Source organism: Massilia sp. P2_C2 (assembly GCF_056404615.1).
On record NZ_JBFUDR010000182.1, the window covers coordinates 1 to 12,530 of the forward strand.

Sequence of the window (12,530 nt, forward strand, 5' to 3'; positions counted from 1 at the left end):
GCCTTGCCACCTCGTCGAGCAAGGGGCGACCGGGAGGCCGCGCCCGCCATTCTAGTCATTATCGACAGACGGCCCCCGCGCGTCACGCGAACGCAGGCATCCCCGGCAGCAGCTTGTCGAGCGTGACGGGATAGTCGCGCACGCGCACGCCGGTCGCATTGTAGATCGCATTCGCCACCGCGGCCGCCACCCCGCAGATGCCCAGCTCGCCGACGCCCTTCGCCTTCATCGGCGACGCCATCGGGTCGGTCTCGTCGAGAAAGATCACCTCCTGGTGCGGGATGTCGGCATGGACGGGGACCTCGTAGCCCGCGAGGTCGTGGTTGACGAAGAAGCCGACCCGTTTATCCACGACGAGGTCTTCCATCAGCGCGGCGCCGACGCCCATCGTCATCGCACCGATCACCTGGCTGCGCGCCGACTTCGGGTTCAGGATGCGCCCGGCCGCGCACACGGCCAGCATGCGCCGCACGCGGACCTCCGCCGTCGCGGCATCGACGGCCACCTCCACGAAGTGCGCGCCGAACGTCGACTGCTGGTAGCGTTTCGCGAGGTCGCCGTACTCCATCCTGTCCTCGCCGACGATGTCGCCGTCGCGCGCGGCCTGCGCCAGCGACAGCGACTTGTCGCCCGCCTTCACCATGCCGTCCGCGAATTCGGCCCGCGCCGGGTCGAGGCCCAGCTTCCTGGCCACGTTCTCGCGCAGCTTCACGCACGCGGCGTACACGCCCGCCGTCGAGCTGTTGCCGCCCCACTGGCCGCCGGAACCGGCCGACACGGGATAGGCGGAATCGCCCAGCCGCACGGTGACGCGGTCGAGCGGTACGCCCAGCATCTCGGCCGCCGTCTGGCCGATGATCGTGTAGCTGCCGGTGCCGATGTCGGTCATGTCCGTCTCCACCGTCACCGTCCCGTCGCGCTCGAGCCGCACGCGCGCGGCCGACTTCATATTGATGTTGTTGCGGAACGCGCCGGCCATGCCGTAGCCGACGAGCCAGCGGCCGTCGCGCACCTGCCCCGGCTTCGGGTTGCGCCTGTTCCAGCCGAACCGTTCCGCGCCGATGCGCAAGGTGTCGACGAAGCGCCGCTGCGAGAATTTGCGGCCCGGCTTTTCCGGGTCGACCGTCGTATCGTTGACGATGCGCAGCGTAACAGGATCCATCCTGAGCTTGTCCGCCAGCTCGTCCAGCGCGATCTCCAGCGCCATCAGGCCGGGCGCCTCGCCCGGCGCGCGCATCGCATTGCCTTCGGGCAGATCCAGCACGGCTTGCCGGATCTGCGTGAAGCGGTTGGCCCCCGCGTAGAACAAACGCGTCTGGTTGACGGCCGTTTCCGGCTGGCCGTCCGGCAGGTTGCCCGACCAGCTCTCGTGCGCGATGGCGGTGATGCGCCCCTCGCGCGTGGCGCCGATGCGGATGTGCTGGATCGTGGCCGGCCGGTGCGTCGTGTTGTTCATCATCAGGGCGCGCTGCAGCGTGACCTTCACGGGCCGCCCCGAGGCCTTCGCGCCCAGTGCCGCCATCAGCGCTTCCGACCGCAGGAACAGCTTGCCGCCGAAGCCGCCGCCGACGTACGGCGACACGAGGCGCACGTTGTCTTCGGGGATGCCGAGCGTCCTGGCCATGTCCTGCACGCCCCAGTGGACCATCTGGTTCGACGTGTACAGCGTGAGCTTTGCGGATTCGCCGCCCGTACCCTCCCACACCGCCAGCGAAGCATGCGGTTCCATCATCGCGTGGGTCTGGTCCGGCGTCGTGTAGGTCGCGTCCAGCCTGACCGGCGCCGCCGCGAATGCCTTGTCGAAGTCGCCGATCCTGGTCGTCGATTTCTCCTTGTCCTTGCCGGCCGGCCCGGCCGCATTCATCGCCGCTTCGAGATCGTACACGCCGTTCTGCGGCGCATACTCGACGCGCACGAGGCTCGCGGCGGCCCGCGCCTGTTCGAAGGTCTCCGCGACGACGACGGCAACGGCCTGGTGGTAGTGCTGCACGTCCGGACCGGCCAGCAACCTGGCCGTGTTCTTGTCGCCCTTGCCCAGCCGGCCCGCGTTCTCGTGCGTGACGACGGCAAGCACGCCGGGCGCCGCGCGCGCCGCCCTGGTATCGAGCTGCGTGATGCGGCCCTTGGCGATGGCTGCGCCGACGACCCAGCCATACGCGGCGTTCGGCGCCACCCGGTGCTGTTCGTAGGCGTAAGGCGCCGTGCCCGTCGTCTTGTACGGGCCGTCGATGCGGTCCGTCGGCTTGCCGACCACCTGCAGCCGGTCGATGGGATTGGTGGTGGCGGGTGTCGTGAATTTCATGCCTGTCTCCCATGCCTTGCATCGGCCAGCACGGCGGCGAGCGTGCGCTGGACCAGCGGGACCTTGAACGCGTTGTCGGTGGTGACGCGCACCCCGGCCAGCAGGCCATCCGTCACGGCCTGCGCGCCGTGCGGCATGGCAGCCTCCGCCGCCGGCACACGCCACGGCCGGTGCGCAACGCCGCCCAGCGCCACGCGGCCGCTGCCGTCGGGCTGGACGACGGCCGCGACCGCGACGAGCGCGAACGCATACGACGCCCGGTCGCGCACCTTGTGGTAATAGTGCCGGCCGCCGAGCGGCGGCGGCAGCGTGACGGCCGTGATCAGTTCCCCCGGCGCGAGCGTGTTCTCGATGTGCGGCGTGCCGCCCGGCAGCCGGTAGAAATCCGCGATGGGGATCGTGCGCGCCGTGCCGTCCGGGCGCACCGTCTCGACACGAGCGTCCAGTAGCTGCATCGCCACCGCCATGTCGCTGGGATGCGTCGCGATGCACGCTTCGCTGTGACCGATGATCGCCAGCTGGCGCGTGAAGCCGCCGATCGCGGAACAGCCGCTGCCCGGCTTGCGCTTGTTGCACGCCATGTTCGTGTCGTAGAAATACGGGCAGCGCGTACGCTGCAGCAGGTTGCCGGCCGTCGTCGCCTTGTTGCGCAGCTGCGGCGAGGCGCCCGCGAGCAAGGCGCGCGACAGCACGGCGTAGTCGCGCCGCACGCGCAGATCGGCCGCGAGGTCCGTGTTGCGCACGAGGGCGCCCACGCGCAGGCCGCCGTCCCCGATCGGTTCGATCCGGTCGAGGCCCAGGCCATTGACGTCGACGAGGTGCGGCGGCGTCTCGATCTCCAGCTTCATCAGGTCGAGGAGGTTCGTGCCGCCCGCGATGAAGCGCGATCCCGGGTGACGGGCGGCGGCGGCCGCCGCTTCTGCCGGCGTGCGGGCGCGTTCGTAGATAAAGGCCTTCATGCGGGCCTCCCGCCGGCGTCGACGATGGCCTCGATGATGTTCGAGTACGCGCCGCAGCGGCAGATGTTCCCGCTCATCCGCTCGCGCAGTTCGAGCGGCGAGAACAGCGGCTGTACGTTGAGATCCGAGGTGACGTGGCTCGGGATGCCGCGCCGCAGTTCGTCCAGCGCCGCCACGGCGGAGAGAATCTGGCCGGGGGTGCAGTAGCCGCACTGGTAGCCGTCGTGCTTCACGAACGCGGCCTGCATCGGGTGCAGCCTGTCAGGCGTGCCGAGGCCCTCGATCGTGGTGATCTCGGCGCCTTCGTGCATCACCGCGAGGCTGAGACAGGCATTGATGCGGCGGCCATCCACGATGACCGTGCAGGCGCCGCACTGGCCCTGGTCGCAGCCCTTCTTGGTGCCGGTCAGGCGCATATGCTCGCGCAACATGTCGAGCAGCGTCGTGCGCGTGTCCAGCTCCATCTCGTAGCGCTGGCCGTTGACGTGCAGCGCCACCTTCGCCTTGACAGGTGGGGGTGTGGCGGCCGCGCCGCCGGTCTCCGGTCCCTGCGCGTCGGCCACGGACGGCAGCACGGCCGCCGAGGCGGACAGCGCGCCGCCGATCAGCAGGTCGCGCCGGGTCTGGTTGATGTCGTTGGGGTCGGTCATGGATTGCCTCCTCCTCGTGCCGGGACGGACGACGTTGCCAGCCCTGCAAAGCCGTCAGATTCAGGATATTAATGCCGTTTTACCGGAAAGCCGTGCACGGTTGACTATGAAAATCGGGTAGATTCGGCAAATTTTTTTTCCCAACCGAGAGATGATGAGCATCAGGAATTCGAGGAAGTATTCGACTTTTCAGATTGCTAAAGGGTGATCGACCCGTGCTACCATCCGCCGCGATGCCTGACCGAGGGCATCATTCGCACACGGAGGACACATGAAACGCCTGCTGTTCGCAACATTCTTGGGCCTGGCCTGCGCCAGTGCTTCCGCCGCCGATCCGTCGGCCCCGTCGAAGGCCATCAGCGAGGTCACGGGCAGTCTCGTGGCGGGATCGATCATCGCCGTGGGTGTCACGGGCAGCGTCGTCGTCGAGAGCGTCCTGGCCGTCGGCGACGGCATCGACGTCGTGCTGGAAGGCGCGGGCCAGGCCAGCCGTGCCACCGTGCACCTGTCGGGCGAAGCGGCGCGCGGCCTGTCGATCGGCGCCGGCACGGTGCTGCAGGTCGTCGCCATGTCGGCCGGACAGGCGCTGGTCCTGTCGGGCAAGGTGCTCGCCTTCATTCCGAACGAGGTCGGCCAGGCGCTGCTGCACCATGCGCGCGCGGCCTGAGCGGGCCGCGCCGGTTCTGGTGCTGCTTCTGGCGCTGGCCGTCGCGCAGCCAGCGCATGCGGGCCAGGCCTGCCGCGAAGAACCGCTAAGCGTGGAAGAAGTCCGCCAGTCGCTGGCGCTCGCGCAGCGCACGTTCGCCGCGCTCGATGCGAGCGGCGCCAGCATCGCCCTGATTTCGCGCGCCGGCCAGGACCTCAGCAAGTACGGGCTGGAATACTCGCACATGGGCATCGTCGTGCGCGACCACGCGGCCGGCCGCTGGACCGTCGTGCACGAACTGAACGCGTGCGGCACGGCCGCCTCGGACCTGTACGTGGACGGCGTCGGCAACTTCTTCCTCTCCGACCTGTACCGCTACCGGACGCAGGTCGTCATTCCCGGCCCGGAGTTGCAGGCGCGCGTCGCTGCGCTGCTCGCAAGCCGCACGGGCCGGCGCCTGCACGAGCCGCACTACAACATGCTGGCTTACGTGTACTCGACCCGCTACCAGAACTCGAACCAGTGGGTGCTCGAGACCCTCGCCGCCGCGAGCGCCCCGGCGGGCGCCGTCGAGACACGGGCCGAGGCCCAGTCCTGGCTGYGTACCCAGGGCTATCGCGTGCCGACCGTGCACGTGGATGCGCTCGCGCGCCTCGGCGGCCGCATGTTCCGCGCCAACGTCGCCTTTGACGACCATCCGTTCGACCGCCGCATGGCCGGGCAGATCGACACCGTCAGCACGGACGCCGTCGTGAACTTCGTGCGCGGGCGCGATCCGCAGGTGCGGGTGTTCGTCGTCGAGTGAATGTGAACTTCCCGCCCTGCCCTACAAGCCGCTCGCGGCAAGCCTCGCGCTGGCGGCGGCGAGCCCGGACCGATCCGTGGTCCGTACGTGCTCGTGGCGGTGCCGACGCCGGCCACTATCTGCTGCTCATTCTGCCTCTGGCCTCACCGGCCGTGCGCACACGTCGCTGACGTCGTCCCCGCCTCATCAGACGGACTGCGGCGGCTCATGTTGCAACGCTTCCTTGATACACGCAACCACGATCGCACGGAAGGCGCTATACTTTACCCAAGGAAATAGATTTTCGATTGCCGTCACCAAATCCGGCATATTCAAGCTATTCTACCTGCATAAGCGGGGCGATTGCCGCGCCGAAATCGGCATTTCCGTCAATTAATACTTGAACAACTTTGGTGCACTGGGCACAATGGCCATGACGCGGCGCACAATCTGCGCTGGTTGAAGATGAGGACAGACCGTGCTCGTGACCGATAGCCTTCCATCGCCAAGCCCCGCCGCCTACGCGGATCCGCGCCTGCGCTGGCTTGCGGTCGTCATCCTGGTGATCGTCGCCTGGCTTGCCGCGCTGCCCTTCCTCAGCAGCCGCGAGGCCGACACGACGATGGCGGAGCTGCAGACCGTGATCGACAAGGAACGCGCCTACGACCGCCTGCTCGACGTGTTGAAGGATGCCGAAACGGGCCAGCGCGGCTATGTCATCACGGGCGACGCTTCGTTCCTCGCGCCGTACGAGGAAGGGTCGGCCGCCGTGCCGGACGCCTTGCGCACGCTCGAGCCGCTGGCCGACAGCGCGGAGGAACGGGCGATCCTGGGCGAGGTCGCGCGGCTCGCGCGCCAGAAACTGTACGAACTGGCGACGACGATCCGGCTGCGCCGGGACGGCGGCTTCGGTCCCGCCGTGGCCGTCGTCGCGCACGACAATGGCAGGGTGACCATGGACCGCCTGCGCACGCTGATCGGCGAGCGCCTGAACGTGCTCGGGCGCCAGCGCCTCGTCCTGCGCGCCCGCCTGAACACGGCGCTGGCCTACAACACCGTGCTGGCGATCATCGCCGGCCTCGCGGGCGCCCCCGTCATCGGCCTGTCGCTGTGGGTGACCAACCGCAGCCTGCGCGAACGGGCGCAGGCCGTGGAACATGCGGAACATCTCGCCGAGGCCGAGGCCGAGCAGGCCCGCCAGAGCCAGGCGCGCAACCAGCGCCTCGCCGTCGCGTCGCAAATGCTGCAGACGATGGACAGCCTGACCCGCGCCGAGGAACTGCGCGACGTGCTGCCGGCCTACCTGCCCAAGCTGCTGCCCGACAGCAACGGGGCCGTCTACCTGTACCGCCACTCGCGCGACTTCCTCCAGCGCGTCGCCACCTGGGGCGGCGCCGAGCACCAGCCGGAACTCGTCAGTCCCGACGAGTGCTGGGGCCTGCGCTTCGGCCACGCGCACGCGACCCGCGCGGGCGACGGCATGCATTGCGCCCACCTGGGCGAGACGCCGCCGGGCCGCACGGACCTGTGCGTGCCCCTGATCTCGCAGGGGGAGGTCCTGGGCCTGCTCGTCACCAGCATCCCGGCGGGGCCGCTCGCCGCGCTCGACCTGGCCGCCGCCAACACGATCAGCGAACAGCTGGCGCTCGGCACCAGCAACATCAACCTGCGCGAAGTGCTGCGGCGCCAGTCGACCGTCGACGAACTCACGGGCCTGTACAACCGGCGCTATCTCAGCGAGACGCTGCGCCGCGAACTGTTCCGGGCCGAACGCAAGCGCGCCGCGCTGGCCATCGTGATGGTCGACCTGGACCACTTCAAGCGCATGAACGACACGTATGGACACGACGCCGGCGACGCCGTGCTGCGCGCGGTCGGGCAATGCCTGCGCGACGGCGTGCGCCGCAGCGACATCCCCTGCCGCTACGGCGGCGAAGAACTGGTGCTGATCCTGCCCGAATGCGATGCGGCGGCGGCGCTGCGCTGCGCCGAGGGGATCCGCAGCGCCATCGCCGCCCTCGAGCTGCGCAGCGGCGATACGCTGCTGCCGCCGGTGACGGCATCGTTCGGCATCGCGATGTGGCCGGCCAACGGCGACGCTGCGGCTGTGCTGCTGCAGGCCGCCGACGGCGCGCTGTACGCGGCCAAGAACGGTGGGCGCAACCGCGTTTGCATGGCCTGACCGGCCCGTGCTAGGCTTGCCGTTTCATCACGATTCGAGAGGCCCGCTTGCGACGCACCGTTTCCACTCTCGCGCTGGCACTGGCCGGCCTGACGCTGCCCGCGTGGGCGCAAACCGCGTCGCCTTTGCCGTCCCAGGTTGCCGGCAAGGTCGACGGCATGTATCCCTGGCTGGACAGTATTTACCGCGACCTGCACGCCCATCCCGAGATCGCGTTCCAGGAAGTCCGGACTGCGGGCAAGCTGGCGCAGGAGATGCGCAAGCTGGGCTTCGAGGTGACGGAAAAGGTCGGGGGCACGGGCCTGGTGGCGTTGCTGCAAAATGGAAATAAGGGATCCGGACCAACGGTCCTCGTACGGACGGAGCTGGACGGCCTGCCGATGGAGGAAAAGACCGGACTGCCGTACGCCAGCCATGAGCACACGCGCGACGGTGCCGCGTTCACGGCGCACAGCTGCGGCCACGACGTGCACATGGCCGCGTGGCTGGGCGCCGCGCGCACGCTCGCCGAACTGAAATCGCAATGGCGCGGCACACTGATGTTCATCGCCCAGCCCGCCGAGGAAACCGTTTCCGGCGCGCGCGCCATGCTGGAAGATGGCCTGTTCACGCGCTTCCCCAGGCCGGACTATGCGTTCGCCCTTCACTCCTGGCCGCTGGCCTATGGGACCGTCGGCTTCGAGAGCGGCCCCGTGTCGTCCAACTCGGATGCGCTGGAGATCCGCTTCAACGGGCGCGGCGGCCACGGCTCGGCGCCGGACAAGGCCATCGACCCGATCGCCATCGCGGCCCGCTTCATCGTCGACGTGCAGACGGTCGTCAGCCGCGAGAAGGATCCGAAGGAGTTCGGCGTCGTGACGATCGGCGCCATCCAGGGCGGCACCGTCGGCAACATCATTCCGGACACGGTGCAGGTGCGCGGCACCATCCGCTCGTACAGCCAGGACGTGCGCGCGAAACTGCTGGACGGGGTGCGGCGCGTGGCGAACGCCTCGGCTGCGATGGCGGGCGCGCCGGCGCCGGACGTGCGCCTGATTCCGGGCGGCGCCGCCATCGTCAACGACGACGCGCTGGTGCGCCGCACTGAGGCCGTATTCCGCGACGCGTTCGGCGTACAGAACGCGCAGCGCATGCCCGCCATGACGGCCAGCGAGGACTTTTCGCTGTACGCCAACGAAGGCATTCCATCGATGTTCTTCTTCACGGGCGTGTACGCGCCGGAGACGGTGGCCGAGGCGCGGCGCCCGGACGGCAAGCCGCTCGCGTTCAACCACTCGCCGTTCTACGCGCCGGTACCGGAACCGTCGATCAAGACGGCGGCACAGGCCATGAGCCTCGCGGTAATGAACGTGCTGGCACGGCCGTGAGACAGCTTTAGCGGCGGCCGAGCGCGGCGACGGTCGCGGCCAGCGCCGCGCGCGCGTCCAGCCACGGCGTGCCGGCCAGCTGGCGTGCGCACTCGGGGCACGRCTCGAACGGGTTGCAAGCGTGCGCCAGCTCGACGTAGTTGGCCCCCACCACCGGCTTCGCCGCCGCCGCATCGGAGCGGCCCGATTGCGCCCGGGCGCCCTCCTTCAGCCATTTCTGGAAGGGTTCGAGCGCCGCGCCGGTCGGCACGTACCAGCGCTTGCGGCCGGGATTCCAGCGGGCGCCGAGGGCGCGGGCTTCGTCTTTTTCTGCGTAGGGAACGTTCAGGAAAGTCATGATCGCGATGCTAACCGATCCCGCCCGTGCGCGCCAGCAGTGCGCGCAAGTGGTCCAGCCGATACGGCCTGGCGACGATCCCGAACGCGAAGCCGCGCCCCGCGCGGTCCGGCGCGCCATAGTCGACAACGACGCTTTACGCAATTGCCGATGCGGTTTTCCGCTATCATCACACGTCCTTACATCTTGGATCCCGACATGCCCGCCATCCGCACGCTGCATCCCGCCGACTGGACCGTCTACCGCGACCTGCGCCTGGCCGCCCTGGGCGAGTCGCCGCAAGCCTTCGGCAGCACCCTGGCCGAGGAAGCCGCGCGTCCGGACGACGCCTGGGCCGCCCGCCTCGCGGCGCCGGCGCTGGGCGACTACCGGCATGCATGGCCGTTCGTGGCGGAGCTGGACGGCACGCCCGTGGGACTCGCGTGGGTCAAGCTGGACGCGCCGGATGCCGCAACGGCCAGCCTGTACCAGGTGTGGGTGGCACCGCGGGCGCGCGGGCAAGGCATCGGTGCCGCGCTGCTGGATGCCGCGATCGCCTGGGCCCGCGCACGCCGCGCAACGGCGCTGCACCTCGGCGTCACGGCTGGCGATGGCGCTGCCGCGCGCCTGTACCACCGTGCCGGGTTCGTGGACGTGGGGGCGCCCGAGCCACGGCCGGGCACGGACCTGTCCGAACAGGCGATGGTGCTGGCGCTGGGTGACTAGCCGTCGCGCCGGCTCGGCGCTGGCCGTCTCGTCCTTCGGTTCGCGGCTGAGGAAGTAGTCCGGCGCGGTCCGGACCACGGCGGATGCGGCCAGCGGCCGGGGGACATGGCACTCACACCGGACGGTGCAAAGCTGTACGTGGCCAACGGGCGCTCGGGGACGGCATCCGTGATCGACACGGGCACGCTGAAGCGCAGCGCGGACGTGTCGGTCGGCGAGCTGCCGTGGGGCGTGACGATCCGTTAGGACGGCGTCAGCACCATCGAGAAGAAGGCCTTGTTGGGGCCGTTGGACAGCTTGAAGAATACCTTGTTGCGGCCCTTGCGGAAGTGCACCATCACCTTGCCTTCGTTGAGGTTGTAAGACGTGGCGTAGTGTTGCCAGTTGTCGTACACCTTCTGGAAGAACGAGAGCTTGTTGACGTTCCCGCCCTTCCATTCGAGGCGGTCGTTGATCCACACCTGCGCATCGTCGTCGGCGCCGATCCACATCGCCAGGTCGCGCTCGCTGTCCATCATGAGTTCCGTGTAGCCGTAATAGACGCTGTCCTCGGTCATGTCCGGCGGTTCAAGAGGATAGCCCGGCGATTCCAGGTACCGCCACGTGAGGACGCGGCCATCCTTGCCGCGGTAGGCGGCGTCCAGTACCACGGCACGTTCGGGCGGAAAACTGTCGGTGGCGAACATGTCGCGGCCATGCTTGCCGGGGAATGGACCGATCATGTACCAGCTGTTGACATACACCCGGTTCGTGAACTGGCCGCCCGGTCCCAGCTTGCGGCCCGCGCCCTTGCGCGTGCCGGCCTGGTCGACGTCCGGGATGTGGCCCGGGCCGCGGTCGAACAGATCGCCGCCGTTGCCCCAATACCTGCCCGTGGAAACGCCGGGCATGCCGCCACGGATGAAGGACGCGATGCGTCCCGCCACGCCCTGTCCCTCCCTGGAAGCGTCGCCGACCCGGACGCCCTGCTGTCCCCTTTCCATCTGGCGCTGGCGCTGGGCCAGCACGTCCCGCGCATGGCGTTCGAGCGCTTCGATCCGGGCTTCCACGCCGCCGCCCGTACCCGTGCCCTTGTCAGCAGCGGACGGCGTCGGCTCGCCGCCCCCCGTGCCGGGCACGGAAGCCGCATCACCGGCCGCGCCGGGCACCGATGCATTCGCCTGTTCCGATCCGGTCGACGCCTGTCCCTTCTGCGTTTCCGGTGACGGCGCCGGGTTGGCCGACGTTTGTGCCTTCTGCGCTTCCGCCGGCGGCGCCGGGTCCGGCGGTCCAGCCTGCGCATCTTGCGGCGGCTGGGGCGGCGGCGCGGACGCTTGCAGCTGCGCCGCCGCCTTGTCCCTGTCCTGCCCCGTGATGCTGGCGTAATCGTCCACCCGCGCGCGTTCGCCCATCGCATCGATCTTCTTCGACAGCGCCTCGGCGCGCGCCAGCAATTCATCCGGGCTTTCGGCCGTGGTGGCGTCGAACCGCACGGTCTCGGGCGTGGCGTCGTCCGCCTTGCCTTCGCTCGCGCGCATCAGCGCTTCGATCTGTTCCATGTCGGCGACGTGGCGGCGCATCTCCGCATGGCGGTCCAGCAGCTGGCTCTCTTGCAACTGGCGCTCCTGTGCCGCGATCGTGGGCTGGTAGGATCCGTAGTAGTACAGCAGCACCAGCAGTAAGGCGTGCGCCGCCAGCGAGGCGATCAGGTAGGGTCGACGCATGGCACTGCCGTTCAATGCCGCGTATGCAGCGCGATGTTGGTGAAGCCCTCGAACTGGCACAGGTCCAGCACGTGCACGATGTGCTGGTACGGGACCTGCTCGTCGCCGTCGATGCGGATGCGGCGCTGCGGGTCATGCGCGGCCTCGCGCTTCAGCACGTCGTGCAGGCCCTGCACCGTGACCCGGTCGCCGCCGACGTAGACGCGGCCCTTTTGATCCACGGCCAGCACCAGCGGCTCGGCGGCGGCGCGCGCCGCCTCCAGGCTCGCCTGCGCGGCCGGCAGTACCACGGGCAGCTCCTTCTGCGGTTTCGCCGGCTTGTCCTGCTTGAACGCCGTCGCCACCATGAAGAACATCAGCAGGAAGAAGATGCAGTCGATCAGCGGGATCAGGCCGATCTCCGGCGGCTCGTCGTGGCCCAGGTCAATGCGCATGGCGCACCACCTGCAGGTCATGCTTGTCCGTGCGCGGCGGGAAGCTGGCGCGCAGCAGGCGGTTGACGTCCTGTTCCAGCGCCAGCGCGAGGAGCGCGGTGCGGTGCTTCAGGAAATGGTACGTGGCCAGTGCCGGCAGCGCCACGGACAGGCCGCCCGCCGTATTGACCAGCGCCTTGGAGATGCCGCCCGCCAGCAACGCCGGATTGCCCATGCCGTCCGCGAAGGCGATCACGTGGAAGGCTTCGATCATGCCCAGCACGGTGCCCAGCAGGCCGACGATCGGCGCCACCGTGGCGACGATGGCCAGCGCATAGAATTTCTGCYGGTGACGGCGCAGCTCCAGCGACGCGATGTCGGCGGCGCCGGCGCTGACGCGCGCGAAGTCCATCTGGTGGTGTTCGGCGATGAAGGCGATGATGCGGGCCAGCGTGCTGTCCTGGCCCGCCACGTGCGCACCG

The 12,530-nt window shown here is 69.2% G+C and carries 13 protein-coding genes; 6 read left to right on the forward strand and 7 right to left on the reverse strand.

Going from position 1 to position 12,530, the window contains the following annotated elements:
• Positions 1-82: 82 nt before the first annotated feature.
• Genes paoC through paoA form a run of 3 tightly spaced genes read right to left on the reverse strand, consistent with a single transcriptional unit; the run spans position 83 to position 3,911 of the window.
• Entirely contained in the window at positions 83-2,302 is a 2,220-nt protein-coding gene (gene paoC / locus AC1DYX_RS19680; RefSeq protein ID WP_477261886.1) for an aldehyde oxidoreductase molybdenum-binding subunit PaoC, read from the reverse strand.
• A complete protein-coding gene (locus AC1DYX_RS19685; RefSeq protein WP_477261888.1) occupies positions 2,299-3,261 on the reverse strand; it encodes an FAD binding domain-containing protein in 963 nt (320 codons plus the stop codon). The genes paoC and AC1DYX_RS19685 overlap by 4 nt, the downstream gene beginning before the upstream one ends.
• Positions 3,258-3,911 (reverse strand): aldehyde dehydrogenase iron-sulfur subunit PaoA, encoded by a 654-nt coding sequence (gene paoA / locus AC1DYX_RS19690; protein WP_477261890.1) that lies wholly within the window; start codon positions 3,909-3,911, stop codon positions 3,258-3,260. The genes AC1DYX_RS19685 and paoA overlap by 4 nt, the downstream gene beginning before the upstream one ends.
• Positions 3,912-4,182: 271 nt before the next feature.
• On the opposite strand from paoA, the gene AC1DYX_RS19695 reads away from it, so the two are divergent.
• From AC1DYX_RS19695 to AC1DYX_RS19710, 4 genes are all read left to right on the forward strand, one after another.
• The gene (locus tag AC1DYX_RS19695; RefSeq protein WP_477261892.1) at positions 4,183-4,578 is read left to right on the forward strand and encodes a hypothetical protein; all 396 of its coding nucleotides are present in this window, start codon (positions 4,183-4,185) and stop codon (positions 4,576-4,578) included.
• Positions 4,562-5,362: a DUF2145 domain-containing protein gene (locus AC1DYX_RS19700; protein ID WP_477261894.1), complete on the forward strand. Its 801-nt coding sequence runs from the start codon at positions 4,562-4,564 to the stop codon at positions 5,360-5,362. The genes AC1DYX_RS19695 and AC1DYX_RS19700 overlap by 17 nt, the downstream gene beginning before the upstream one ends.
• A gap of 457 nt (positions 5,363-5,819) precedes the next feature.
• Entirely contained in the window at positions 5,820-7,523 is a 1,704-nt protein-coding gene (locus AC1DYX_RS19705) for a sensor domain-containing diguanylate cyclase (RefSeq protein WP_477261896.1), read from the forward strand.
• 47 nt (positions 7,524-7,570) lie between these two features.
• Positions 7,571-8,890 carry an amidohydrolase gene (locus AC1DYX_RS19710; protein ID WP_477261898.1) on the forward strand — a complete coding sequence of 440 codons (1,320 nt, stop codon included), beginning with the start codon at positions 7,571-7,573 and terminating at the stop codon, positions 8,888-8,890.
• 7 nt (positions 8,891-8,897) lie between these two features.
• On the opposite strand, the gene AC1DYX_RS19715 is transcribed toward AC1DYX_RS19710, so the two are convergent.
• Positions 8,898-9,227 (reverse strand): DUF5710 domain-containing protein, encoded by a 330-nt coding sequence (locus AC1DYX_RS19715; RefSeq protein WP_477261900.1) that lies wholly within the window; start codon positions 9,225-9,227, stop codon positions 8,898-8,900.
• 198 nt (positions 9,228-9,425) lie between these two features.
• Here AC1DYX_RS19715 and AC1DYX_RS19720 point away from each other — a divergent pair, with 198 nt between their 5' ends.
• Both AC1DYX_RS19720 and AC1DYX_RS19725 read left to right on the forward strand, forming a co-directional pair.
• The gene (locus tag AC1DYX_RS19720; protein ID WP_477261902.1) at positions 9,426-9,932 is read left to right on the forward strand and encodes a GNAT family N-acetyltransferase; all 507 of its coding nucleotides are present in this window, start codon (positions 9,426-9,428) and stop codon (positions 9,930-9,932) included.
• Between the two features lie 105 nt (positions 9,933-10,037).
• Entirely contained in the window at positions 10,038-10,178 is a 141-nt protein-coding gene (locus AC1DYX_RS19725) for a hypothetical protein (protein WP_477261904.1), read from the forward strand.
• Here AC1DYX_RS19725 and AC1DYX_RS19730 read toward each other — a convergent pair.
• The 3 genes from AC1DYX_RS19730 to AC1DYX_RS19740 all read right to left on the reverse strand — a co-directional run.
• Entirely contained in the window at positions 10,175-11,635 is a 1,461-nt protein-coding gene (locus tag AC1DYX_RS19730) for a hypothetical protein (RefSeq protein WP_477261906.1), read from the reverse strand. The genes AC1DYX_RS19725 and AC1DYX_RS19730 overlap by 4 nt on opposite strands.
• 11 nt (positions 11,636-11,646) lie before the next feature.
• Positions 11,647-12,069, reverse strand: coding sequence for an ExbD/TolR family protein (locus AC1DYX_RS19735; protein WP_477261908.1), 423 nt, complete (start codon positions 12,067-12,069; stop codon positions 11,647-11,649).
• Positions 12,059-12,530 (reverse strand): MotA/TolQ/ExbB proton channel family protein (locus AC1DYX_RS19740; protein ID WP_477261910.1); only part of this gene is annotated, 472 nt, incomplete at its 5' end. The genes AC1DYX_RS19740 and AC1DYX_RS19735, both read right to left, overlap by 11 nt.

What these genes read in the sequence shown, in the direction of transcription:
- paoC (WP_477261886.1), bottom strand. Translation starts at nt 2,302, where the DNA reads ATGAAATTCACGACACCCGCCACCACCAATCCCATCGACCGGCTGCAG.
- AC1DYX_RS19685 (WP_477261888.1), bottom strand. Translation starts at nt 3,261, where the DNA reads ATGAAGGCCTTTATCTACGAACGCGCCCGCACGCCGGCAGAAGCGGCG.
- paoA (WP_477261890.1), bottom strand. Translation starts at nt 3,911, where the DNA reads ATGACCGACCCCAACGACATCAACCAGACCCGGCGCGACCTGCTGATC.
- AC1DYX_RS19695 (WP_477261892.1), top strand. Translation starts at nt 4,183, where the DNA reads ATGAAACGCCTGCTGTTCGCAACATTCTTGGGCCTGGCCTGCGCCAGT.
- AC1DYX_RS19720 (WP_477261902.1), top strand. Translation starts at nt 9,426, where the DNA reads ATGCCCGCCATCCGCACGCTGCATCCCGCCGACTGGACCGTCTACCGC.
- AC1DYX_RS19725 (WP_477261904.1), top strand. Translation starts at nt 10,038, where the DNA reads ATGGCACTCACACCGGACGGTGCAAAGCTGTACGTGGCCAACGGGCGC.
- AC1DYX_RS19730 (WP_477261906.1), bottom strand. Translation starts at nt 11,635, where the DNA reads ATGCGTCGACCCTACCTGATCGCCTCGCTGGCGGCGCACGCCTTACTG.
- AC1DYX_RS19735 (WP_477261908.1), bottom strand. Translation starts at nt 12,069, where the DNA reads ATGCGCATTGACCTGGGCCACGACGAGCCGCCGGAGATCGGCCTGATC.